This window comes from Vibrio sp. CJQ_6 (assembly GCF_043106745.1).
GTDB lineage: Bacteria > Pseudomonadota > Gammaproteobacteria > Enterobacterales > Vibrionaceae > Vibrio > Vibrio furnissii.
Genome location: NZ_JBICMV010000008.1, coordinates 1 through 22,477, shown reverse-complemented (window position 1 = coordinate 22,477; position 22,477 = coordinate 1). Strand labels below are relative to the sequence as shown.

The following is a 22,477-nucleotide window of genomic DNA, read 5'->3' as shown; positions in this document are numbered from 1 at the left end:
CCACACTTTCGGGTAAATTCCTGAGCAGTATCTGAAATTCTCAAACTAATGACATTGCGATGAAAGAAAAAATGATTGTCGGATGGCGAGAAACACTCAGCCTTCCAGGGTTAGGTATTGATCAAATTAATGCAAAAATCGATACCGGAGCCCGCACGTCTTGCTTGCACGCATTCAAGGTCGAGAGCTTTATGAAAGATGAAGCGCTCTGGGTTCGTTTTTGGATCCATCCCTTGCAACATAATGAAGAAGAAGTCACTGTGTGTGAAGCAGAAGTGGTGGACGAGCGCACGGTACGCGATTCCGGTGGCCATGAAGAGACGCGATTTGTGATCCGATCCGATCTGTCTCTTGGTGGCGAAACCTGGCCCGCCGAGATCACGCTCACCAACCGTGAAAACATGGCGTTTCGTATGCTATTAGGCCGAACAGCCATGCACCACAGAATTGTTGTCGACCCAACTGAGTCGTTTTTAATCCCTTTCGAGGAGCCTAGATAATGAAAATTGGTATTCTGTCGCGTAATTCGTCGCTGTATTCAACCAAGCGTTTGATTGAAGCATGCAAGCAACGCGGCCACGAAGTCAAAGTGATCGATGCATTGCGCTGCTATATGAATATCAATTCGGAAAAGCCCGAGATTCATTTTAAAGGTGAAGAACTGTCGGGCTTTGACGCCGTGATCCCGCGTATCGGTGCTTCGGTGACGTTTTACGGCACCGCCGTGCTGCGTCAGTTCGAAATGATGGGCGTGTATCCAGTCAACGAATCCGTGGCAATTAGCCGCTCACGTGACAAACTTCGTTCTATGCAATTGTTGTCACGCAAAGGCATCGGCATGCCGATCACCGGATTTGCCAGTAAACCTGACGATGTCAAAGACTTACTCGACATGGTGGGTGGCGCACCGGTGGTGATTAAATTGCTTGAAGGCACCCAAGGCATCGGTGTAGTGTTAGCGGAAACCCGCAAAGCAGCGGAAAGCGTCATCGAAGCGTTTATGGGCCTGAAAGCCAACATCATGGTTCAGGAATACATCAAAGAAGCGGGCGGCGCAGATATTCGCTGTTTTGTGATTGGTGATAAAGTGATTGCCGCGATGAAACGTCAAGGTGCTGAAGGCGAATTCCGTTCGAACCTTCACCGTGGCGGAACAGCCTCGCTGGTAAAAATTACTCCACAAGAACGCAAAACTGCAATCGACGCTGCCAAGATCATGGGCTTGAATGTCGCAGGGGTTGACCTGCTGCGTTCAGAACGTGGCCCGCTGGTGATGGAAGTCAACTCCTCACCGGGTTTAGAAGGTATCGAGGCAGCGACCGGTAAAGACATCGCTGGAATGATTGTCGAATTTATTGAGAAGAATGCGGCAAGTAAAAGGACTCGAACCCGTGGCAAAGGTTAATAGAAGAAATAAACCGTATCAGTTTCTGGGGGAGTCCATTCCCCCAGGAAGTAAACAAGTCATTGAGCTGGAAGCTGCGAAACTTTACACCCACTCCCCGCTTTCGATTCCCGTTGAAATCATTCATGGTGCCGCTCCCGGCCCGGTTTTAATGGTCAATGCCGCCATTCATGGCGACGAACTCAACGGCGTCGAAATCGTTCGCCAACTCATCAACGCCATTGACCCCACCAAACTGAAAGGCACCTTAATCGCCGTCCCGATCGTCAACGTATTCGGCTTCATTCATAAATCTCGTTATCTCCCTGACCGTCGCGATCTCAACCGCTGCTTTCCCGGCAGTGAAAAAGGCTCGCTGGCCTCGCGTATGGCGCACACCTTTTTCTCTCAAGTGGCACAGAACTGCGACTACATCATCGATCTGCACACCGGTGCGATTCATCGCACCAACTTGCCTCAAATCCGCGCCGATTTAAGCAACCCAGAAACCCTGCGGATTGCGCAAGCATTTGCAACCCCGGTGATCCTCGATTCACCCCTGCGCAACGGATCGCTGCGCAGTGAAGCGGAAAAATCTGGCATTACCGTGCTGACGTACGAAGCGGGCGAAGCATTGCGCTTTGAGCCGATCGCCATCAGCGCTGGCATCGTCGGCATTAAACGCGTGATGCAAGCTGTTGGGATGATGCGCATGAGCCGTAAAAAGTTACCCACCTCGGTGATTGCCAAATCCACCAGCTGGCTACGTGCCGAAGCGGATGGCATTTTACGTACCGTGGTATCACTGGGCGATCGCGTTGAACGTGGCCAAGTGCTGGCTTACATCAACTCGCCGCTGGGCAATGTTGAAGTAGAGATCAAAGCCAATAAAGGCGGCATTGTGATTGGCCAACAAACGTTGCCATTGGTGAACGAAGGGGATGCAGTATTCCATCTGGCCTACTTCACTCAGCGTGATCACATGGTGGAACAGGTGGTAGGCGACTTTATTGAAGAGGTCATCGACACCGATCTTGAACCACTGACGACCGGCCAGTTGATGCCACCATCTCCCGCTTAGTCCGGTTGCCCGATAGCAAAAAGCCCCGATTCATCGGGGCTTTTTTGTGTCACGAACTGAACTGACGCTTAACCAACTGACGCTTAACCAAATGAAGCCCAGATCACTGCGGCCACCAACAATGGGCACACGAAGCGCACATACCAAGGCCACACTTTACCAAACAGACTCTGGGTGAATTCCGGGAAACCTTGCTCCAGCTCTTTAAACTTGGCATTGCGATTCCATACCCAACCCCCAAACAGACAGAACATCAGTGCAGCAGTCGGTTGCAGGTATTGCGTAGCTGTGGTGGCCACCAAGCCAAACAGCGCGCCAAAGTTATACACGATCACCACACTAAATAGCGCCAAAATGCCACCCAGCACCCAACTGGTTGGGGTGCGTTTGGTGTTAAAGCGCTCACCGACCAAGGCCACCGGACACTCCAACATCGAAATCGATGAGGTCAGCGCGGCAATGGTCAGTAGCAGGAAGAACACAATCGCAAACAGTTGGCCAAACAGGCCCAAGCTATCAAACATCAATGGCAGCACGGTAAACACCAGCGTGTCAGAGCTTAGCAATGAACCATCCTCGGCATAGATTTGTACGCCTTTGTGCATCGCGACAAACATCGCAGGCATCACCACCAAACCAGCAATGAACGCGACGCCGGTATCCACCAAAGTGACGTTCATCGCCATCTTGGGCAGGTTCTCTTTCTTGCTCAAGTACGAACCATAGATCAGCATCGAACAGCCACCAATCGTCAGCGAGAAGAAGCCTTGCCCCATGGCCGCCAAAATCAGTTTACGGTCCCACACTTTTTCAAAGTCAGGAATCAGGTAGTGCTGCAAGCCTTCCATCGCGCCTTGCTGCATCATGATGTAAACAAACAGCACCGCAAACAGCACAAACAGAGCTGGCATCAAACGCGTGGACCACTTTTCGATGCCCTGTTTCACGCCGCCTTGCACGATGAGGATCGTCAGAACGTAAAAAATGAGAGTACCAAGAAGGTTACGTTCAACTGAAAAGCCTTTTAACCACGCTGTCGCCGTTTCCATTCCGAGAATATCGGTCACCGCTCCCAGCATGAAACAGATGATCCAGCCACCCACAATGCTGTAAAACGCAAGTACGGCACTTGGTACGCTCAGGCCAACCCAGCCCACCAAACCACCGACACGCTTCGCCAACGGGTTCCCCGTCAGTGAACGCATACTATCCACCGGGTTTGCCTGACCATAACGGCCGATCGCCATTTCGACCACCAGCATAGGAAACGCAACCACAAAGATCAGAACCAGATAGACCAACAGGAACGCGCCACCACCATTGCTGGCCGCTTGTGTTGGAAAGCCCCAGATGTTACCAAGGCCAACTGCCGCACCCGCTGCGGCTAAAATGAACCCAAGGCGAGAGCCAAACGTTTCACGGGAATTATTCTGTGCCATTACCACTCACACATACATCATCAAACTAGTTGACTAGTACACTAATACAAACCGACAAAATACTCAATCAGTAATAGAATTGTTTGCTAGGTAAATTACACAATCTGTCGCACTTATTTTGTAAATTTTGACTGCTACGGTTGAATTGTTCATTTATTCAGCGAATATCTTTCACAACCGACTGGCAGCGACCTTGATCTTTGGCTTGATACAAGGCTTGATCCGCTTCATGGAACAGTACCTGATATTGGTCGCGATTCGGCTCAAAGATACGCACCCCGCCGATACTGATGCTCAAATGGCCCTTCACGGGCGATGCCTCGTGCTCAATCGCAAGCGCAGCCACTTGATTTAGCATTTGATGCGCAAAGTGACCGGGCTCCAATTCCGTATCGCTTGCAAGGACGACACAAAACTCTTCTCCGCCAAAGCGTGCCACGACTTTTGCGCCATCAAACGGAATCTCTTCCAACGCATGCGCGATCTGTTTGAGCGCGTTGTCCCCTTGCAAATGACCGTAGCGATCATTGTAGAGCTTGAAATAATCCACATCGATGAGGTAGAGCAGCACCCAAGGATAGCGTTGTTCGCAGATGAAACTCGTCAGCTCGCGTTCTAATTTGCGGCGATTCGAAATACGCGTCAGCGGATCGTGTTCTGACTGCCAGCGCAACTCTTCGCGGCTTTTGTCGAGTTCATTGAAAATCTGATTGATGGTGCGCGCAAAGGCTTTCATTTCACGCGAAACAAAAAAGCTTTCATCGGGGATCTTGCCCCCTTTGGACTTAAACCGCTCCAGCACGCGATTGGCGTTCGTGATGGGCCGCACCAGTGAATCGACCACCAACAGGTTGATGAAATACATCAGCACCGAGAATGCCATCAGCGCGACGATTTCATCATTGCGGATAAACGTCGGCAGCTTCACCTGATGCGTCAGTTTGATCACCACGCTGGAATTACCGCTGAAATCGAGTTTCTCCAAATAGCTCACATTGGGTTGTGCTTTGGGCATCTCGGCATACGGAGCGCGGCTCAACACATCAATATCAATCCCCGTGGCTAGCTCGATCACGTTCGCAAACTGGCTGCGCACTTTCTTCACAAAGATCAGATAACCTTTGTCACATGCCGTGCCTTCGCTATTGCACACACGGGACGTGGCCGCCAAAAACGGCTCTTGCCCTACCACCACAAAGCGCACTTTCGCTTCAACGTAGTCACGGCTGGCACGTTTGGGTTCACTGAGAATGATCGGGAAATAGGGCAAAAACGATTGATAGTCACCAACTTTGTGTTGCTCAAAATCGTATTTCATCCCCCACACCAGTTGTTCATCCGGCGTGAAAATGAAGATGCCATCCAACGCTTTCGACTGAAATGCATGAATCCCGATGCTGTCTTCGATGAATTCGGGATCGGGATCGGCGATGTATTCCGCCAGATCGTTCCAAGCCGCATAGTCGGCCATGGACGCTCCCATTTCCTGTTTCTCCAGCGCAATGATGGTTTGGACGCGAGTGGTTTCAGCTTGTTGCAGTTGGCGGGCATGCTCCAGCTCGCGGTCAAACGACCAAAAGTATTTAAACGCGAGATAAAAAAGGACAAAACACGCCACCACCGCCAATGCTGTCAGTGCAGTTAACGAACGTAGACTGATATTGCTCAGAGTCATGGCACCTTATTTGTTTTGAGAGAGGATGAAAAAGAGCGCCTTAGCGCTCTTTTCAGTTTAGATGGTAAAAACTTGGTAGTTCTTTAGTTCAGGTATTTTTTGATGCAGTTGCTGCTCTTGTTCAACCACATCGTCGAGTGAATCACACAATTCACGTCGCTCTTTTTCGATCGTCTGGGAATGCTCATTAAAGCGCTGTTCTAGGCGCGCTTTCAAGTCTGCCATGGTATTTCCCAGCTCCGTCAGATTGATGCCGCCATCTTGCTTCATTTTGCTCGCGATCGCGTCAAAGGCGCCGGTTAGAAACTCTTGGGTAAATAGCGCTCGCGCTTTGTCGAAATCTTGCTGCCATTGTTGGCTCATCGACTCAAATGTATCGGCTGGCAACACCCAGTCGCCATCTTTGTTGTAGCGCGCTTCAATATCATCCACAAACGCTTTCATCGATTGCTTCACGTTATTGAACGCTTCTGGCGCATCGATACTATTCGCCACGTCATCTAAAATATCATTCGCCATCGCAAGGCCATCACTGGCCACTTGGCGCGCCTTCGGTAGCGCGTTGGCAATGCTTTCACGATAGGATTCCACAGCCTGTTGCTGTTGCGGCGTCAGCGACTGCTTCTCTCCCGCCAAATACAGATTATTGTTGTGGTCCATCACCGCGGTCTGACCGCTGGCAGTATGGATTTCCACATCCTTGCCACTGAGATGAACTTCATTCTTCACGTCCACCTGATGGCATTGTGCGGCCCATAACGACGTGCTGCACAGTAAAGAGGTTACTAATACTATTTTTTTCATCATCATTCCGGTCTGTGATATGGCGCTTGCACCAAACCAAGTCGCACATGTGGTCAAGCGTTGAGTTCATTCGCGCCGCTGTTACCCATCGACAGTAACATGACGGCCCTATCCGATTGTACGCATGGACGGGCTAACCATACCCAAAACTGCACGTCCATCGGTTAGCGGTTTGTCAGTTATTGATGGTTTAGCGACCATTTAGCCGATGGATGCGCAGGATAGAGAGAGAACGCTCAGATCGCAAGTGTTTAGAAAAAGCTCAACTGTCGAATCTGCGCTTCGGGCTTTAGCATCACATTGAGGCCAAGCAGGCGAATTTCCCGTCCTTTCTGGCGTTTCAGCACTTCGGCCAACAAGGTTTTGAAATCTTCCAGTTCTAACTCGGGATGAATATGTTCAATCGTGGTTTGCTGAAAATCGGCAAATTTCACTTTAATCCCCTGTTTGATGATCGCACGTTCCGGCGAAGCGCGCGTTAAGCGTTCATCCAGTTCAGGGTAAAGACGCTGCTCGATCACTTGCCAACATTCATCATAAGTGACGATGTTTTCGCTGAAGGTGCGTTCGACCCCGACCGATTTACGTTCGCGTTCCGTGATCACCTCACGAGGATCAATGCCATGGCTTTTCTTCCACAGCGATGCGCCTAAACGACCAAAGCGGCGCAGTAGCTCGCGATAGTCGCTGTTTTTGATGTCTTCGCATACAAAGAACCCTGCTTGATTGAGCTTTTCGAGGCTGACTTTGCCAACACCAGGAATTTTCCCTAACGGTAATTTGTCGACCACGCCCTGCACTTCCTCGGGGGTAACCACATACATGCCATTGGGTTTATTGACATCAGAGGCCACCTTGGCAAGAAACTTGACCGGCGCCACACCGGCCGACGCGGTCAAATGCAGTTCATGCCAGATGTCGCGGCGAATCGCCTCCGCAATCAGTGTCGCACTGCCATGACACGCGGTCGCTTCGGTGACATCGAGAAAGGCTTCGTCCAGCGATAGCGGCTCAATGATGTCGGTGTAGCGCTGGAAAATAGCGTGGATCTGACGTGATATAGATTTATAAACAGACATCCGGCCCGGCACAACCAGTAAGTTGGGGCACAATTTGATGGCTTGCGCGGTTGGCATGGCCGAATGAATCCCAAACTTGCGCGCCTCGTAGTTGCACGTGCTGAGCACGCCACGTTGTTTTTCATGTCCCCCAACCGCCAACGGTCGGTTGCGATATTCGGGATGATCGCGCATCTCTACGGCCGCATAAAAGCAGTCCATATCAATATGGATAATCTTTCTGATCGGCTCTGACATCGCCGCCACTCAACCACTGTTTAAAAAAACAGTATATAAGCGAATCGCGATTTTGCATAGTCCAGCCTGACAAGGTCACTTACGCAGCATGGCATCGAGCTGATCCACCAGCTCCGCCCAATCAGCATCGTCTTCAATCGCTTGACGCAGAAAACTTGCCTGCGCTTTGTTCCAAAAGCTGGCTTTATGTAGCGGGGTGGTGTCGCGATGATGACGATGGGATTGAATGAAGTGCTCAATGTCGTGTGATGAACTGCCGAGCCCCAATTGCTCAAATAACTCCGTCATTCCATGTTGATGAAGTTCCATGCTGCCTCCTGATGTCGCTACGCTCTTTTGAGTATAGCGCCTCAGCGTTCTCGGCACGTTCAATCTGACAGGAAAAAATAACCCAGCCGAAGCTGGGTTATGTCAATTCAAATGGGTGAGATTACGCGATGCGATCTTTTTCCCACGCAGCGAGACGTTCAGCACGTGCCGCTTCTCGCGCTTCACGTTTTTTACGTGCATCGCACGGTTCTGGGCAGTTGCACACTTTTTCAATGCCAACGGCACCTAAGCCGCCACAGCTGCCTTTGACCACTTTTTTCTGGAAGATATAACCGACTGCCATTGCAGCGATAACCACCAGAAATACACCGAAAGTAATCAGAAAAGTATTCATAATTCCAAGCTCACTCAGTTATTTATCGGTTGAGATAAGGCTTAAACGCACTTGATGCGATTTCTTTGAATCCGTCATCGGTTTTCACGATCATGAACACCGGAATATGATTCTGCTCCGCAATCTCAATCCCTTTTTCATCGCCCAAGACCATCAGACCCGTTGCCAAGCCATCAGCCGTCATGCACGATTTATCCAGTACCGTTACCGATACTACACGGTTATGGATGGGACGCCCAGTCTGAGGGTTAATAATGTGCGAATAACGAACACCATCTCGCTCAAAGTAATTGCGGTAATCTCCCGAGGTAGCGATCGCCATGTCACCCGGTTCAATGATTTCCTGAATGCTACGCTCATCAACTGTGGGCTTCTCAACCGCAATGCGCCAAGGCACGTTGTCGCGGTTCAGCCCCTTCAAACGAATCTCGCCGCCCACTTCCACCATGTAGTTGTGAATGCCTTGCGATTCGATGTAGTTCGCCACCACATCCACGCCCCATCCTTTTGCAATGGTCGATAAGTCGACGTACAGATGCGGCAGATCTTTGCTCAGTGAGTTACCATTGACGGTCAGGTGATGAATCCCTGTGTTGGCTTTACGATCCGCTAGCTCGGCATCGGTTGGCACCACCTCAGGACGCGCCTCTGGGCCAAAGCCCCATAGGTTGACCAACGGGCCGACGGTGACATCCAACGCGCCTTCAGTCAGTGTGCTCAAACGCATGGCTTCTTTCACCACTGTTGCGGTCTGAGTCGACACTTCAAATGCGTCAGTGCCCTGATATTGGTTGAAACGGCTCAGCTCTGAATCTTGACGGTAAGTCGACATCTGGTCGTTCACTTCTTCCAGCAAACGGTCGATCTCTTTATGGAGATCGTCAGACGATGGCAGGCCATCTTGTTGAATGTATTTGATGTTGTAGCTCGTGCCCATGGTTGGGCCACTCAAATGCACTTGCTGTGGGGGTTGTTCACAACCGGCCAACAACAGTAAAGAAGCTAACGCAACAAGCCAAGTTCTCACTTGTTTACTCCTCAGACAATGGAAATAGATATAGGGAAATCCGAATCCTGACGGCTAAAAGGCTCCTCGCCCTATTTACCTATAGCTACTCTCACTTGAAAAAAAGAATGGCTGACTCGAATGAGCCAGCCATAGATTTAGCAAATTATCGTGGATTAACCACCGAAGTCATCCAGCAGGATGTTTTCGTCTTCAACACCGAGGTTATGAAGCATGTTGATAACCGATGCGTTCATGATCGGTGGACCACACATGTAGTATTCACAATCTTCTGGCGCGTCATGATCACGAAGGTAGTTTTCGTACACAACGTTGTGAATGAAGCCGGTGTAACCATCCCAGTTATCTTCTGGAAGCGGATCAGACAGTGCAACGTGCCATGTAAAGTTATCGTGCTCAGCTTGCAGCTGGTCGAAATCTTCCACATAGAACATTTCACGTGTTGAACGCGCACCGTACCAGAATGAGATCTTACGCTTAGAATCAAGACGTTTCAGTTGGTCGAAGATATGAGAACGCATTGGAGCCATACCTGCACCACCACCGATGAAGACCATTTCAGCATCAGTATCTTTCGCGAAGAACTCACCAAATGGACCAGAGATCGTACATTTATCACCTTCTTTAAGCGACCAAATGTATGAAGACATTTGACCCGGTGGTACGTCTGGGTTGTTTGGCGGCGGCGTCGCGATACGTACGTTCAGCATGATGATGCCAAATTCTTCTGGGTAGTTTGCCATCGAGTATGCACGAATGATTGGCTCATCCACTTTAGACTCGTAGCGGAACAGATTGAATTTGTCCCAATCTTCACGGAATTTTTCCGGAACGTCGAAATCAGCGTATTTCACATGGTGAGCTGGTGCTTCAATCTGAATGTAACCACCCGCACGGAACGGTACAGATTCACCATCAGGAATTTGCAGTTTCAGCTCTTTGATGAATGTCGCTTTGTTATCATTCGAGATAACGGTACATTCCCATTTCTTCACGCCGAAGATTTCTTCTGGAAGTTCAAGTTCCAGATCGTTCTTCACAGCAACCTGACAAGCCAGACGCTCACCTTCACGAGCTTCACCTTTAGTGATGTGATCAAGCTCAGTCGGTAGAATGTCGCCACCGCCAGATTTAATTTTTACGCGGCACTGACCACAAGAGCCACCACCACCACACGCAGACGATACGAATACACCAGCACCTGCTAGCGCAGTCAGTAGTTTACCGCCTGGCTGTGTGACGATCGCTTTCTCAGGATCGCCATTGATAGAGATTGTAATGTCACCTGTTGGTACCAGCTTAGATTTGGCGAACAAAATCACCAGCACTAGAACCAGTACAATCAGAGTAAACATCACTACACCAAGAATAATGTCCATTGACTATTCCTTTATTGTTGCGGTTTACCCGACTTACAGTTGAACACCAGAGAAAGACATAAAGCCAAGCGCCATCAAGCCTGCTGTGATAAAGGTAATACCTAGACCACGTAGACCCGGAGGTACGTCAGAGTACTTCATTTTCTCACGGATACCTGCAAGAGCGACGATAGCTAGCATCCAGCCCACACCTGAACCGAAACCATACACGATGGATTCAGCGAAGTTGTAGTCACGTTGGACCATGAACGATACACCACCGAAGATTGCACAGTTTACTGTGATCAGCGGTAGGAAGATGCCCAGTGCGTTGTACAGAGGTGGGAAGAAACGATCGAGGATCATTTCTAGAATCTGTACCAATGCCGCGATTACACCGATAAAGGTAATAAAGTTAAGAAAACTTAGGTCAACACCCGGAGCCATTGCATCGGGTTTCAGGATCAAGTTGTACACCAAGTTGTTCACTGGCACAGCAATTGTTAGTACAACAACGACCGCGATACCCAGACCAAATGATGTTTTAACTTTCTTTGAAACCGCTAGGAATGTACACATACCCAGGAAGAAAGACAGTGCCATGTTCTCGATGAAAATCGATTTAACCAGCAAACTAATATAATGTTCCATGACAACCTTACTCCTTCGCTTCTACTTGTTCAGGTTTGAACGTACGAATCGTCCAAATCATGAAACCGATTAAGAAGAATGCAGAAGGTGCTAGCAGCATCAGACCATTTGGCTGATACCAACCACCATTGCTGACAAGAGGCAGTACTTCCAATCCAAACAGTTTGCCGGAACCGAACAGTTCACGGAAGAAACCAACAGAAATCAGTACAAAACCATAGCCCAAACCGTTACCAATACCGTCGATGAACGATGGGATTGGTGCAGACTTCATCGCAAACGCTTCTGCACGGCCCATTACGATACAGTTCGTAATGATCAGACCTACGAATACAGACAGCTGTTTCGAGATGTCGTACAGGTACGCTTTCAGGATTTGGTCAACCACGATAACCAAAGATGCGATGATCGCCATCTGAACGATGATACGCACGCTGTTCGGAATGTGGTTACGGATCAGGGAAACGAAGAAGTTAGACAGTGCAGTAACGAACATTACTGCCAACGTCATTACAAACGCCGTTTCTAGTTTGGTGGTCACTGCAAGTGCAGAACAAACACCAAGAACTTGTAGCGCGATTGGGTTGTTGTCCAATACTGGCGCTAGCACGCTCTTTTTCAGATCTTTTGCGCTAGACATTAGTTCAGACCTCCGTCACGGACTTTAGTCAGGAATGGACCAAAGCCCATGTCACCCAACCAGAAGTCGAATGTGTGTTGAACGCCGTTACTGGTCAATGTTGCACCCGACAGAGCATCAACACCGTGTTCAGAACCTTGTGGCGCACCACCTTTCACGACCTTGATCGCTGGCTTGTGGTTTTCGTCGAACAATTTCTTGCCAACCCACTGAGCACGCCAACCTGGGTTCTCAACTTCGCCACCCAATCCCGGAGTTTCGCCTTGCTCGTAGTAAGTGATCCCTGAAACGGTGTTGCCGTCAGTTTCAACTGCTACGAAAGCGTACATCATAGACCACAGACCGTTACCGTGAACAGGCAGGATCACTTTAGACACTTTGTCGCCATCTTTTACGAGGTAAACGATGCCGGTGTTTGCACGACGAATGATCTTCGCAACGTCTGCATTCGCAGGAAGCTTGATAGAATCCGCAGGATCTTTTGCTTCTTTACGTTGGTCAAATGTTGCTGCATCACCTTCAACAAAGTCGCCGGTTTTGAAGTCAATCAGACGAGGTTCAATAAACTTGCGGTACAAGTCTTGAACGTCACCTTTCTGCGTGATACCTGCAACTTCAACAATCTTGCTTTGCTTATCTAGCACTGCATTTTGTTTTTGCTTATCACGCAGACCAACTGCCGCTGCCGATACGATGATTGAACAAACAAGGCTCAACCCGACAACAACAGCCAGCGTCTTTTTAATGCTGTCGTTATTACTTGCCATAGCGCGCTTGTCTCCGCTTGATGTTTTTCTCCACAACGATGTGGTCGAACAGAGGTGCAAATAGGTTAGCGAACAGAATCGCTAGCATCATGCCTTCTGGGTAAGCTGGGTTCACTACACGGATAAGAACACACATGATGCCAATCAGGATACCGTATGCCCATTTCGCTTTGTTGGTAAACGAAGCCGATACTGGGTCAGTCGCCATGAAGAACATACCGAATGCAAAACCACCCAGAACTAGGTGCCAGTGCCAAGGCATATTGAACATTGGGTTGGTGTCTGAACCGATCACGTTGAACAGAGTAGACAGCGCGATCATACCGATCATCACACCCGCGATGATGCGCCATGAAGCGATACCCATGTAAACGATGAATGCTGCACCAATCGCAAGCGCAAGCGTCGAAACTTCACCAATTGAACCTGGAATGTTACCGATGAATGCGTCCATCCAAGTGATGGCTTGACCAGTTGCCGCATTGACCAGTGCACCGTTACCGCCTTGTGCCCATTGGCTCAGAGCCGTTGCGCCAGAGAAACCATCCGCAGCAGTCCAAACCAGGTCACCCGAAATTTGAGCTGGATATGCGAAGAATAGGAAGGCACGGCCTGCCAAAGCAGGGTTAAGGAAGTTACGACCGGTACCACCGAAGACTTCTTTCGCAACCACAACACCGAAGGTAATACCCAGTGCTGCTTGCCAAAGTGGTAGCGTTGGCGGAACGATCAGTGCGAAAAGAATCGAAGTCACAAAGAAACCTTCGTTCACTTCGTGTTTACGCACCATACAGAACAGCACTTCCCAGAAACCACCCACGATGAATACCGTGGCGTAGATCGGTAGGAAGTACGTCGCACCCAGAAGCATTTTGCTGCCCCAACCTGCGTCGGCGGCTAGTGTGCCACCCAGCATTTGAGTCAACCAGTAATGCCAGTTTCCACCAATGATTGCTGCAAGTTGATCGCCAGCATACATATGATTGAGTGCTGCAATTGCCTGACCACCAGCGTTGTACATACCCCAGAACATTGCTGGGAACACCGCTAGCCAAACCATGATCATGATACGTTTAAGGTCAACGCTATCACGAACGTGTGAGCTTTTTTTGGTCACTAGACCTGGCGTGTAAAACAGAGTCGCTGCAGCTTCGTAAAGCGCAAACCATTTCTCGTGTTTACCACCCGGCTCAAAGTGATGCTCGATATCTTCAAGAAACTTTTTGAGGCCCATGAAAATTACCCTTCCTTCTCAATCTTGTCGAGGCATTCACGCAGTAACTGACCGTACTCGTATTTACCAGGACATACAAAGGTACACAGTGCGAGATCTTCTTCATCCAGTTCCAAAGCACCAAGGCTTTGAGCACTGTCTGAATCACCGGCACACAGATCACGAAGCAACAAGGTTGGCTCCATATCCAGAGGCATCACTTTTTCGTAGTTGCCAATCGGTACCATTGCGCGGTCACTACCGTTCGTTGTCGTGGTCATGTTGAACAATTGACCTTTGAACAGGTGACCTAGGAATGAGCGGGTTACCGAGAACTTGTTCTTACCAGGCAATGCCCAGCCAAGGAACTCTTTCTCGCGACCTTCACGTAATACAGAGACTTGCAGATGGTAACGACCCAAGTATGCATGTGGACCCGTTGCTTTTGTTCCTGACAGTACAGAGCCAGAAATCACGCGAACTTCGCCCGGCATAATTTCGTTGTTCGTCAGTTCATCTAGGCTGGCACCTAGTACTGTACGAATCAGACGAGGGTTGTTGACCACTGGACCTGCCAGAGATACAACGCGTTCGTTGTAAAGTTCACCCGTCAGGAATAACTGACCAACCGCAATCACGTCTTGGTAGTTGATGCTCCATGCCACTGTGTTTGCATTGACCGGGTAAAGGTAATGCATGTGAGTGCCAGGAAGGCCTGCAGGGTGTGGGCCGTCAAAGACATGCTCTTCTACGTTTGACTGAGAAGAACGTGGCAGACTGGTACCTTTTTTACAAACGTACACTTTGCCTTCAGTCAGAGCAGACAACACATCCAAGCCAGCAACGAAGGCTTCAGATTGCTCGTTGATGATCACAGTCGGCTCCGCCGCCAATGGATTGGTGTCCATTGCCGTTACGAAAATAGCCTGTGTGGTTGAATCAACAGCTGGAACCTTGCTGAACGGACGAGTACGCAGCGATGTCCAAAGACCAGATTCAACCAATTGAGTTTTCACCGCTTCACGGTCAAGACTCGCTAGCTGATTGGCTTCGTACTTGTTGAACGTCACCTGGTCATCACCTGCCACTTCAATCACAACGGATTGAAGAACACGTTTTGCACCACGGTTCACTTCAACAACTTTACCGCTGACTGGAGAAGTAAATAGAACGCCTTTGTTCTTCTTGTCTTCAAAAAGAACTTGAGCTTTTTTTACTTCGTCACCTACGCGAACATGCATTGTAGGACGCATGCCGACGTACTCTTCGCCAAGCAAGGCGACTTTTTTGATGGCTTTGCCATCATTAATCACCTGGGAAGGAGTTCCTGCGATAGGAAGGTCCAAACCCTTTTTTATTGTAATCATACGCACTTGCACTACTTTTTTATCGGGAAAAAGATTCTTTCATTGCGTAAATTCGAGACGCACTAAACTCTGCTGGCTCATGCGAAAACCGAAGCCACAACAGAGTTTAACTATCTCTAGACACGACATTTTCAGTGCCCGCTTTTGGCTGTTTGAAACGCCAAAACCGCAACATCCTTTTAAAAATCTCATCACATATATGAAGTGAGATTTATCAGGTGCGATAGTCTAGCATCTTTTGGGAACTTGATGCCATGACCAATCCCCTGATTGACCGCTTTATTTAGGAAGAAATGGAGATACAGGCCAAAGTATTAACCATAAATTTGATGCATCGCACACTTAGTTAAGGCCCATGAATATGAGTCTTAACTCACAGATTAATTGATTAAAACAATAGCTCAATTCGCTTTCATTTCCTCCATTTGTTGAAACGGTGTTAAATGTTTGCGCAAAACTTCAGCATTTTAACGCTATTTTTGCAGCAATGTTGAATTAGTGACCACCACCGAGACACATCGGGCTATCGGGGGCGCCACTCTCCAGTTCATGCCATTCTTGTGGCGTATAGGTGTGAATCGCCAAAGCATGGATGTGGTTGGACAACTCTTCCATCAGCGCCTGATTCACCAATCGATGACGAGCAATCAAACGTTGTCCGACAAAGCGTTCGCTCACAACAATGACCTTGAAATGACTCTCTGAGCCAGGGGCAACGTTGTGCATATAACTCTCGTTGATGACTTTAAGATAGTCAGGTTGAAAAGCGTTGTGCAATTTGGTTTCAATCACTTCTTGAAGCATAGGGTTTCCTTGTCACACGACAATGAGTGAACAACTTGATTTAGGAGATGGCATTAGTGTACTCGCGCCGTTCTGGAAGCGAAAGGTTTTGGTTTCATGATCCACGCCCATTTGAGACAATAGCCAAGTTGATGATTTAATTTTATTCCAAATATGAAAACTGAGCTTGCGCTTCACGATCGAACACTCACGCTGCATCGCTACCCAATACGCAGCAACGAAACACTACAGGCCTGGGATGCTGGTGATGAATACCTGATAAATCATCTCGCCGAACAACACCTGCCAGCGGGTCGTCATATTCTCATTCTGAATGACTCTTTTGGCGCTCTGAGTTGCTGGTTCTCGCATCAGTATCGCGTCACCATGATGAGTGACTCCTTCATTGCCCATCAAGCCACCACACGAAACCTAGAACAGAATCATTGCCCAGCGGTGACATTACTACGGACTTTCGATGCTATACCTGAAGACGTGGATCTGGTGTTGATGCAAATTCCTCGTAACAACCGTCACTTGGTTTGGCAATTGAGTCAATTGCGTCAACATCTCTCAGCCGATTGCCCAGTTATCGCCGTCAACAAAGCCAAAGAGATCCACAGTTCGACGCTGAAGTTGTTTGAGAAGTATTTGGGACACACCACCACATCGTTGGCTTGGAAAAAACATCGCTTGGTATTCAGTCAACCCGACAGTTTACCCTCCGACGTCGTCTCCTCCGATACACGCTGGCACGTCGACGGTACGTCGATTGAACTGAACAACCTACCGAATGTCTATTCTGGCGAAAGCCTAGACCAAGGTACGCGATTTTTGTTGCCTCACTTACCAAGCGATACCACGTTGAATCACGTGATCGATTTAGGTTGTGGCAATGGTGTGTTGTCGGTTCGTATGGGCCAGCTCAACCCACAGGTGAATATCACTTGTGTGGATGAGAGCTTTATGGCGGTCGAATCTGCGCGTCAGAACCTCGTGACCAATTTAGGTCAAGAGCGAAATATCGAATGCATCGCCAATAACTGTTTGGATGGTTTTGAAGCGGCCCACACAGATATGGTGGTGTGTAATCCTCCTTTCCATCAGCAGCAAGCCATCACGGACCACATTGCGTGGCAAATGTTCTGTGATTCAAAGCATGTTCTTCGCAAGGGAGGGAAATTATTGGTGATCGGTAATCGCCACCTCGGCTACGATGTAAAACTAACGAGGTTATTTGGCCGTTCTCAAGTAAAGACTGTCGCTAGTAATCAGAAATTTGTTATCTTACAAGCTATTAAGCAATAAGCATTTTACAACATGCTCACCCAACGAAAGGAATTGACCATGAAGAAACTGGTTCTCGCGGCTTCTATCGCACTGTTGACTGCCTGTACCGCGCCTCAGCAGCAACAAATTAACTTTATGCCTCAGCCTGTGCTGAGCAAAAGCGATATCGTGAAAGGCAGTACATTTACCTTTGTCAGCAAAGACGTTCGCTCAGCGCAGTATGTCGCGCTGGTTGACAGTGGTCGCAATAATATCGAACCTGTGCATGCGAAACAGAACGTACGTATTGCGCTGGAAAATGCGTTGTCTGAACAGTTTGGCTCGCAAGGTTTCCGTCTCACCGTGAACAGTGAAAACACGCTGACACTCGAAGTTCAGGAAGCCTTGGTGAATGTGAAACACTCTGTGTTTGAAAACGAAATGGACGCGAAAGTCACTCTGGAACTGACGGCTGAAACACCTAAAGGTAAACTGGTGAAAAGCTACAACGGCAGCGCGAAACGCACGGCGCCATTGAGTGCTTCTGATGAAGACATCGAAATGGTGCTCAATGACGTGGTGAACTTGGTGCTCAAAGAGATCGCCAACGATTCTGAACTGCAAACTTACATGAAGGATCGCTTCCATGACTAAGGTCTGGCTGACCGCTCTAGCGCTGCTCAGTACCAGTGTTTGGGCGGGTCCCAAAGTGGAATTTGATACCACCCTGGGCTCTTTTACCGTCGAACTGAACGATGAACAAGCCCCGATCAGCAGCGCAAACTTCCTGAAATATGTGGAAGATGGCAGCTATGTCGGCAGCCAGTTCCATCGTGTGATTCCTGGTTTTATGGCGCAAGGGGGTGGTTTCGACAAAAACATGAATCAACTTCACACCTACGCACCGATTAAAAATGAAGCCAGTAATGGTTTGAAAAACGACACAGCGACCATCGCCATGGCGCGAACGGCGAACCCAAATTCGGCCACTCGCCAGTTTTTTATCAACTTAGTCGATAACGATTTCTTGAACAACGACCAACGTCCACCCGGTTATGCGGTGTTTGGTCAAGTGATTCAAGGTTTCGATGTGATTCAGCAAATGGCCAAACAGCCAACACACACGCTGGGCCGCATGGGCGATGTGCCTGTCACTCCTATCGTGATCACCAAAGCAACTCTCATCAAGTAATCTAGTTCGAGCTCTGGCATTCGTCAGGGCTCGCTCCCGAAGGAATAATTCCATGCCGAACGACCAAGTGCAAACCTGGAAAGAGACCGTGCTCAGCTATTTTGACCGCCGCTTACTGTGGGTGTTTATGTTGGGCTGTTCCAGTGGTTTTCCTTGGGTATTGATTGGCTCCAATATGTCCGGTTGGCTCAAAGATGCCGGATTAACCCTGTCTGCAATTGGTTATTTTGGCAGTGTATTTTCGGTCTATGCGATTAACTTTCTATGGGCGCCCTTAGTGGACCGCGTGAAGCTGCCGCTACTCACCCCGTTAATGGGTCAGCGCCGTAGTTGGATTTTCCTTTGCCAAGCGATTGTGCTGGTTTGCACATTGCTCATCGCCGGCGTCAACCCAGCCAACAACTTGATGGTAACCTCGATGTTAGCGCTCGGTATCGCGATCGCTTCAGCAACGCAAGACATCGCCATTGACGCCTTTCGTATCGACTCATTCCCCAAGTCCGAACCATCGAAACTGCCACAAGCATCTGCCATGGCGGTGATTGGTTGGTGGACCGGTTATTCGCTACCGGGCTACTTGGCTTTTATCAATGCCGATACCATCGGTTGGAATAACGTCTATTATGGTATGGCGGCGATTGTGCTGCTTTTGATGGGCTTTACGTTATGGGTTGGCGAGCCGTCCACTCAACGTGAGACATTGCAAAAACAAGCCGAAGCGCGTCATGAGCATTATGTACATTCGCGCTTGATGCGCTGGCTCAGCGTCACCCTGTTTGAACCGTTTCTCGATTTCTTTCGTCGTAACGGAACGCAAGTCGCCCTGACGTTGCTGCTGTTTGTCTTTCTATTTAAAATCGGCGAGGCATTTCTTGGCCGTATGTCGATTGCATTTTATAAAGAAGTGGGCTTTAGCAACGAACAGATTGGCTATTACTCCAAATTAATCGGTTGGGGAATGACCATGCTGTTTACCTTTGTCGGCAGCATGTTCAACGTCCGCTTTGGTATTGTTCGCGGTTTGATGATCGGCGGCGTCGCGATGTCGGCCAGTAACTTGATGTTTTCATGGATTGCTCAAGTCGGCCCCAATGAGCACTTGTTGTTGGCGACGATTCTTGTCGACAACTTCACCACTGCCTTCTCTACCGTCGCCTTTGTCTCTTTCCTGACGGTCGTCACAGGCCAAGCGTTTTCCGCCACACAATATGCCTTACTGGCCTCACTCGGCAACTTCGGGCGAACCGTCTTGGCCTCCTTTAGTGGCAACTTAGCCGAGTATTTGGATAACTGGTCACTCTTCTTTATTTTGACCGCCGTGATGGTGATTCCAAGCCTCATCATGCTCTATTCATTGCGGCACTATTTCACCGACATGCTTCAGCGAGCCCATCAGAAGCATGATGAAGAAATGGCATCACTCAAACAAAGCGAATAAAAAAACCGCCGAAAGGCGGTTTTTTTTCAAGGTTCACTGTTATTTCTTCGCTAGGCCTTTGCCATTCAAGTACCCCATCATAAATGGGCGAGATTCTTGGCTCAGTTTAGCGGTGATTTGCTCAGACCAGCCTTGCTGTTTGGCATTGCTGGAGCGACTCTGATAATAGTCCATCATGGTTTGATCGTATTGATCGATCAGGGTTAAATCCAGCGGTTGGTAGTGGTTCTCATGCACAATCACTTGAGGGCTTAAACGTGGTTTCAGTTGCGGATCCTGATCCGGATGACCTAAACACATACCGAACAAAATGGCTGTATATGGTGGAAGCCCCAGCAACGTGTCCACTTCGTTCGGTGAGTTGCGTAAACCACCAATATACACACCGCCCAGCCCCAAAGACTCAGCGGCCAGTAAACAGTTTTGCGCCATAATTCCCGAATCCACGGCACCGATCAGCGTCAATTCCATGAACTCTGGCTTCACGTTGGGGTTCATTGCATAGTGACGTTGATAATCGATACAGAACACCAAAAATTCCGCAGCACTCTCGACGTATGCTTGATTGCCCGCCAACTTGGCTAATTCAGCCCGCTTTTGCTTGTCAGTGACGCGAATGATCGAGACTACTTGTAGCAAACTCGATGACGATGCCGAGATCCCTGATGCAATGATCGTTTCTAATTGCTCAGGCGTGATCGGTGTTTCTTTAAAGGCTCGAATAGAGCGATGTCCTTGAATGGTGTCGATGACGCTGTTCATTCACACTTCCTTTGACTTAATAATGTTCGCCGTTATCGTAATATTCGTTTGGTTTCAGTGCGGTAAAGATGACAGCAACGTTCACGTCTTCACCCAACACCTCTCGAACCTGACGCGTAATGATGGCAGCAACGTGATCTTGAGTCTCCTGACCGCGGTCAAACCATAACACTTCCACAAATGGGTACGCTGGAGAGACTTCGCCCTCAAAGAAAAACGTGGTGTAAATGTACTCGAACGTGAAATCCTCACGAGGTGATTTCATTAAGGGTTGTAGTTCGTCAGTGAGACTTTTTGATAAAACTTGTACGGTCTGCGGCTCAACCGCACGTAAACGAAAATGTGGCATAACGTGACTTCCTCTTTTTCCAAGCATCATAACAGCTTAAAAAAAGAGGTTCGACCTTACGGCCCTCAATTTGTTACTTCATTCATGAGGACCGCCCTCATCTACATCAGATGAGAATCAAAGAACATCAGCGTTTTCCCCCACGCCGATTCCGCTGCCTCTTCGTTATAACGCCCTGTAGAATCATTATGGAATCCGTGATTCACGCCGGGATAGATCACGGTCTCAAAAGGTACTTTGTTCGCAAGCAGGGCCTTTTCATAATCCGGCCAAGTCGCATTGACCCGCTGATCCAGTTCAGCAAAGTGAATGAGTAATGGGCCTTTAACCTGATGACGCAAATTCTCCGCTGCCGGTGTTCCATAAAATGGCACGCCTGCATCCAACTGCTCGGGAATCGTTGCGGCCAGCATATTGACGATGTAACCACCAAAGCAAAAACCAACTGCGCCAAGTTTTCCAGAACATTGAGTATGGGACTTCAGAAACAGTGCCGCAGCAATGAAATCTTCTTCAATCTTGGCTTTATCCATACTGCTCTGCAACGCGCGTCCTTCATCATCATTGCCCGGATACCCACCTAATGGATACAACGCATCTGGTGCAAACGCGATAAATCCGTTCATCGCCAAGCGTCTGGCGACATCTTCAATGTAAGGATTTAACCCTCGGTTTTCGTGCACCACCAACACGGCTGGGAGTTTCCCTTGCACTTGCGTTGGCACGACCAAATAACCTCGTCCTTTACCGTGCCCTTTGGGGGAATCAAACTCGACATACGTGGCTTTGATTTTTGGATCATTGAACGACACTTGCTCTGCAAATGCATAATTGGGGAGCAGCGCAGACGTCAACACCGACATCGTAAAACCGACCGCAACTAAACTGGACAACCGCTTCATAAATTCGCGTCGGTCTATCACCCCGTGAGCATATTCGTCATACCAATCAAACGCTTCTTGAGGAATTTCTCGTGCTTGCCGCTCCAACGACTGATCTATTTGTGTTTGCATAACCCTATCCTTGTGTTCAGCAACGAATGTGCTTTGGTCACAAAAAGCTTAGGCGATCACAGATAAGTTGCATGCTTGAACGACGAAGAATTCGTCACGATTTCTATCAGAACGGTGGAAATAAGAATTGCAGATAAATAAAAAGCCTCAGTCTTTCGACTGAGGCTTAGAATAGATGGCAGGGGTGGAGAGATTCGAACTCCCAACACGCGGATTTGGAATCCGCTGCTCTGCCAATTGGAGCTACACCCCTGTTGTTCGTATTTTATGAGACGACTCTCGAAT

Annotated in this window: 24 protein-coding genes and 1 tRNA gene; 7 read left to right on the top strand and 18 right to left on the bottom strand. The window is 48.8% G+C overall.

Features of this window, described 5'->3' with window-relative positions:
* Window positions 1-59: 59 nt before the first annotated feature.
* Genes ACF8PK_RS02225 through ACF8PK_RS02215 form a run of 3 tightly spaced genes read left to right on the top strand, consistent with a single transcriptional unit; the run spans window position 60 to window position 2,465 of the window.
* The gene (locus ACF8PK_RS02225) at window positions 60-500 is read left to right on the top strand and encodes an ATP-dependent zinc protease (protein ID WP_014204542.1); all 441 of its coding nucleotides are present in this window, start codon (window positions 60-62) and stop codon (window positions 498-500) included.
* Window positions 500-1,405 carry a 30S ribosomal protein S6--L-glutamate ligase gene (rimK, locus tag ACF8PK_RS02220; RefSeq protein WP_004724949.1) on the top strand — a complete coding sequence of 302 codons (906 nt, stop codon included), beginning with the start codon at window positions 500-502 and terminating at the stop codon, window positions 1,403-1,405. The genes ACF8PK_RS02225 and rimK overlap by 1 nt, the downstream gene beginning before the upstream one ends.
* Complete coding sequence (locus tag ACF8PK_RS02215) at window positions 1,365-2,465, top strand: succinylglutamate desuccinylase/aspartoacylase family protein (RefSeq protein ID WP_086027257.1); 1,101 nt, start codon at window positions 1,365-1,367, stop codon at window positions 2,463-2,465. Before rimK ends, ACF8PK_RS02215 begins: the two co-directional genes overlap by 41 nt.
* Window positions 2,466-2,548: 83 nt before the next feature.
* On the opposite strand, the gene ACF8PK_RS02210 is transcribed toward ACF8PK_RS02215, so the two are convergent.
* The 14 genes from ACF8PK_RS02210 to bolA form a co-directional block, all read right to left on the bottom strand.
* Window positions 2,549-3,904, bottom strand: a complete 1,356-nt coding sequence (locus ACF8PK_RS02210; RefSeq protein ID WP_004724952.1) for a sodium-dependent transporter — start codon at window positions 3,902-3,904, stop codon at window positions 2,549-2,551.
* Window positions 3,905-4,061: 157 nt separating this feature from the next.
* Window positions 4,062-5,579, bottom strand: coding sequence for a diguanylate cyclase domain-containing protein (locus tag ACF8PK_RS02205; RefSeq protein WP_392439926.1), 1,518 nt, complete (start codon window positions 5,577-5,579; stop codon window positions 4,062-4,064).
* A 57-nt stretch (window positions 5,580-5,636) separates the two neighbouring features.
* Entirely contained in the window at window positions 5,637-6,383 is a 747-nt protein-coding gene (locus ACF8PK_RS02200; protein ID WP_038150868.1) for a YggN family protein, read from the bottom strand.
* Window positions 6,384-6,634: 251 nt separating this feature from the next.
* Window positions 6,635-7,699, bottom strand: coding sequence for a DNA polymerase IV (gene dinB / locus ACF8PK_RS02195; RefSeq protein WP_041942489.1), 1,065 nt, complete (start codon window positions 7,697-7,699; stop codon window positions 6,635-6,637).
* Between the two features lie 75 nt (window positions 7,700-7,774).
* Window positions 7,775-8,008, bottom strand: a complete 234-nt coding sequence (locus ACF8PK_RS02190; RefSeq protein ID WP_004724957.1) for a DUF2789 domain-containing protein — start codon at window positions 8,006-8,008, stop codon at window positions 7,775-7,777.
* A gap of 121 nt (window positions 8,009-8,129) precedes the next feature.
* The gene (gene nqrM, locus ACF8PK_RS02185) at window positions 8,130-8,363 is read right to left on the bottom strand and encodes a (Na+)-NQR maturation NqrM (RefSeq protein ID WP_004724959.1); all 234 of its coding nucleotides are present in this window, start codon (window positions 8,361-8,363) and stop codon (window positions 8,130-8,132) included.
* 22 nt (window positions 8,364-8,385) lie between these two features.
* Window positions 8,386-9,390, bottom strand: a complete 1,005-nt coding sequence (locus ACF8PK_RS02180; protein WP_004724961.1) for an FAD:protein FMN transferase — start codon at window positions 9,388-9,390, stop codon at window positions 8,386-8,388.
* Window positions 9,391-9,545: 155 nt separating this feature from the next.
* Window positions 9,546-10,769, bottom strand: a complete 1,224-nt coding sequence (nqrF, locus tag ACF8PK_RS02175; protein ID WP_004724962.1) for an NADH:ubiquinone reductase (Na(+)-transporting) subunit F — start codon at window positions 10,767-10,769, stop codon at window positions 9,546-9,548.
* A 33-nt stretch (window positions 10,770-10,802) separates the two neighbouring features.
* A complete protein-coding gene (nqrE, locus tag ACF8PK_RS02170) occupies window positions 10,803-11,399 on the bottom strand; it encodes an NADH:ubiquinone reductase (Na(+)-transporting) subunit E (RefSeq protein WP_004724963.1) in 597 nt (198 codons plus the stop codon).
* Between the two features lie 7 nt (window positions 11,400-11,406).
* Entirely contained in the window at window positions 11,407-12,039 is a 633-nt protein-coding gene (locus ACF8PK_RS02165; RefSeq protein ID WP_004724965.1) for an NADH:ubiquinone reductase (Na(+)-transporting) subunit D, read from the bottom strand.
* The gene (locus tag ACF8PK_RS02160) at window positions 12,039-12,806 is read right to left on the bottom strand and encodes a Na(+)-translocating NADH-quinone reductase subunit C (protein WP_004724967.1); all 768 of its coding nucleotides are present in this window, start codon (window positions 12,804-12,806) and stop codon (window positions 12,039-12,041) included. Before ACF8PK_RS02160 ends, ACF8PK_RS02165 begins: the two co-directional genes overlap by 1 nt.
* On the bottom strand, window positions 12,796-14,040 hold the full coding sequence (locus tag ACF8PK_RS02155; protein ID WP_004724969.1) for an NADH:ubiquinone reductase (Na(+)-transporting) subunit B: 1,245 nt from the start codon (window positions 14,038-14,040) through the stop codon (window positions 12,796-12,798). Before ACF8PK_RS02155 ends, ACF8PK_RS02160 begins: the two co-directional genes overlap by 11 nt.
* Before the next feature lie 5 nt (window positions 14,041-14,045).
* Window positions 14,046-15,386, bottom strand: a complete 1,341-nt coding sequence (locus tag ACF8PK_RS02150) for a Na(+)-translocating NADH-quinone reductase subunit A (RefSeq protein ID WP_081454213.1) — start codon at window positions 15,384-15,386, stop codon at window positions 14,046-14,048.
* A 495-nt stretch (window positions 15,387-15,881) separates the two neighbouring features.
* The gene (gene bolA / locus ACF8PK_RS02145) at window positions 15,882-16,190 is read right to left on the bottom strand and encodes a transcriptional regulator BolA (RefSeq protein WP_004724973.1); all 309 of its coding nucleotides are present in this window, start codon (window positions 16,188-16,190) and stop codon (window positions 15,882-15,884) included.
* A gap of 153 nt (window positions 16,191-16,343) precedes the next feature.
* On the opposite strand from bolA, the gene ACF8PK_RS02140 reads away from it, so the two are divergent.
* Genes ACF8PK_RS02140 through ACF8PK_RS02125 form a run of 4 tightly spaced genes read left to right on the top strand, consistent with a single transcriptional unit; the run spans window position 16,344 to window position 20,068 of the window.
* Entirely contained in the window at window positions 16,344-17,477 is a 1,134-nt protein-coding gene (locus tag ACF8PK_RS02140) for a class I SAM-dependent methyltransferase (RefSeq protein WP_286279578.1), read from the top strand.
* 39 nt (window positions 17,478-17,516) lie between these two features.
* A complete protein-coding gene (locus tag ACF8PK_RS02135; protein ID WP_392439919.1) occupies window positions 17,517-18,092 on the top strand; it encodes a YajG family lipoprotein in 576 nt (191 codons plus the stop codon).
* Entirely contained in the window at window positions 18,085-18,630 is a 546-nt protein-coding gene (locus ACF8PK_RS02130; protein ID WP_004724984.1) for a peptidylprolyl isomerase, read from the top strand. Before ACF8PK_RS02135 ends, ACF8PK_RS02130 begins: the two co-directional genes overlap by 8 nt.
* Before the next feature lie 52 nt (window positions 18,631-18,682).
* Window positions 18,683-20,068, top strand: a complete 1,386-nt coding sequence (locus ACF8PK_RS02125) for an AmpG family muropeptide MFS transporter (RefSeq protein WP_004724986.1) — start codon at window positions 18,683-18,685, stop codon at window positions 20,066-20,068.
* Between the two features lie 39 nt (window positions 20,069-20,107).
* Here the strand turns inward: ACF8PK_RS02125 and nfsA are convergent, their stop codons facing one another.
* The 4 genes from nfsA to ACF8PK_RS02105 all read right to left on the bottom strand — a co-directional run bounded on the left by nfsA (window position 20,108) and on the right by ACF8PK_RS02105 (window position 22,445).
* Complete coding sequence (gene nfsA / locus ACF8PK_RS02120) at window positions 20,108-20,830, bottom strand: oxygen-insensitive NADPH nitroreductase (RefSeq protein WP_004724988.1); 723 nt, start codon at window positions 20,828-20,830, stop codon at window positions 20,108-20,110.
* Window positions 20,831-20,846: 16 nt separating this feature from the next.
* The gene (locus ACF8PK_RS02115) at window positions 20,847-21,179 is read right to left on the bottom strand and encodes a DUF1904 domain-containing protein (RefSeq protein ID WP_004724990.1); all 333 of its coding nucleotides are present in this window, start codon (window positions 21,177-21,179) and stop codon (window positions 20,847-20,849) included.
* Window positions 21,180-21,280: 101 nt separating this feature from the next.
* The gene (locus ACF8PK_RS02110; protein ID WP_238772257.1) at window positions 21,281-22,192 is read right to left on the bottom strand and encodes a dienelactone hydrolase family protein; all 912 of its coding nucleotides are present in this window, start codon (window positions 22,190-22,192) and stop codon (window positions 21,281-21,283) included.
* A 176-nt stretch (window positions 22,193-22,368) separates the two neighbouring features.
* Window positions 22,369-22,445: transfer RNA gene (locus ACF8PK_RS02105), tRNA-Trp, on the bottom strand.
* Between the last annotated feature and the right edge of the window lie 32 nt (window positions 22,446-22,477).

Bases quoted from the DNA above. Each gene is read 5' to 3' on its own strand.
- ACF8PK_RS02225 (WP_014204542.1), top strand. From the start codon at position 60: ATGAAAGAAAAAATGATTGTCGGATGGCGAGAAACACTCAGCCTTCCA.
- rimK (WP_004724949.1), top strand. From the start codon at position 500: ATGAAAATTGGTATTCTGTCGCGTAATTCGTCGCTGTATTCAACCAAG.
- ACF8PK_RS02215 (WP_086027257.1), top strand. From the start codon at position 1,365: ATGCGGCAAGTAAAAGGACTCGAACCCGTGGCAAAGGTTAATAGAAGA.
- ACF8PK_RS02210 (WP_004724952.1), bottom strand. From the start codon at position 3,904: ATGGCACAGAATAATTCCCGTGAAACGTTTGGCTCTCGCCTTGGGTTC.
- ACF8PK_RS02205 (WP_392439926.1), bottom strand. From the start codon at position 5,579: ATGACTCTGAGCAATATCAGTCTACGTTCGTTAACTGCACTGACAGCA.
- ACF8PK_RS02200 (WP_038150868.1), bottom strand. From the start codon at position 6,383: ATGAAAAAAATAGTATTAGTAACCTCTTTACTGTGCAGCACGTCGTTA.
- dinB (WP_041942489.1), bottom strand. From the start codon at position 7,699: ATGTCAGAGCCGATCAGAAAGATTATCCATATTGATATGGACTGCTTT.
- ACF8PK_RS02190 (WP_004724957.1), bottom strand. From the start codon at position 8,008: ATGGAACTTCATCAACATGGAATGACGGAGTTATTTGAGCAATTGGGG.
- nqrM (WP_004724959.1), bottom strand. From the start codon at position 8,363: ATGAATACTTTTCTGATTACTTTCGGTGTATTTCTGGTGGTTATCGCT.
- nqrF (WP_004724962.1), bottom strand. From the start codon at position 10,769: ATGGACATTATTCTTGGTGTAGTGATGTTTACTCTGATTGTACTGGTT.
- nqrE (WP_004724963.1), bottom strand. From the start codon at position 11,399: ATGGAACATTATATTAGTTTGCTGGTTAAATCGATTTTCATCGAGAAC.
- ACF8PK_RS02165 (WP_004724965.1), bottom strand. From the start codon at position 12,039: ATGTCTAGCGCAAAAGATCTGAAAAAGAGCGTGCTAGCGCCAGTATTG.
- ACF8PK_RS02160 (WP_004724967.1), bottom strand. From the start codon at position 12,806: ATGGCAAGTAATAACGACAGCATTAAAAAGACGCTGGCTGTTGTTGTC.
- ACF8PK_RS02155 (WP_004724969.1), bottom strand. From the start codon at position 14,040: ATGGGCCTCAAAAAGTTTCTTGAAGATATCGAGCATCACTTTGAGCCG.
- ACF8PK_RS02150 (WP_081454213.1), bottom strand. From the start codon at position 15,386: ATGATTACAATAAAAAAGGGTTTGGACCTTCCTATCGCAGGAACTCCT.
- bolA (WP_004724973.1), bottom strand. From the start codon at position 16,190: ATGCTTCAAGAAGTGATTGAAACCAAATTGCACAACGCTTTTCAACCT.
- ACF8PK_RS02140 (WP_286279578.1), top strand. From the start codon at position 16,344: ATGAAAACTGAGCTTGCGCTTCACGATCGAACACTCACGCTGCATCGC.
- ACF8PK_RS02135 (WP_392439919.1), top strand. From the start codon at position 17,517: ATGAAGAAACTGGTTCTCGCGGCTTCTATCGCACTGTTGACTGCCTGT.
- ACF8PK_RS02130 (WP_004724984.1), top strand. From the start codon at position 18,085: ATGACTAAGGTCTGGCTGACCGCTCTAGCGCTGCTCAGTACCAGTGTT.
- ACF8PK_RS02125 (WP_004724986.1), top strand. From the start codon at position 18,683: ATGCCGAACGACCAAGTGCAAACCTGGAAAGAGACCGTGCTCAGCTAT.
- nfsA (WP_004724988.1), bottom strand. From the start codon at position 20,830: ATGAACAGCGTCATCGACACCATTCAAGGACATCGCTCTATTCGAGCC.
- ACF8PK_RS02115 (WP_004724990.1), bottom strand. From the start codon at position 21,179: ATGCCACATTTTCGTTTACGTGCGGTTGAGCCGCAGACCGTACAAGTT.
- ACF8PK_RS02110 (WP_238772257.1), bottom strand. From the start codon at position 22,192: ATGCAAACACAAATAGATCAGTCGTTGGAGCGGCAAGCACGAGAAATT.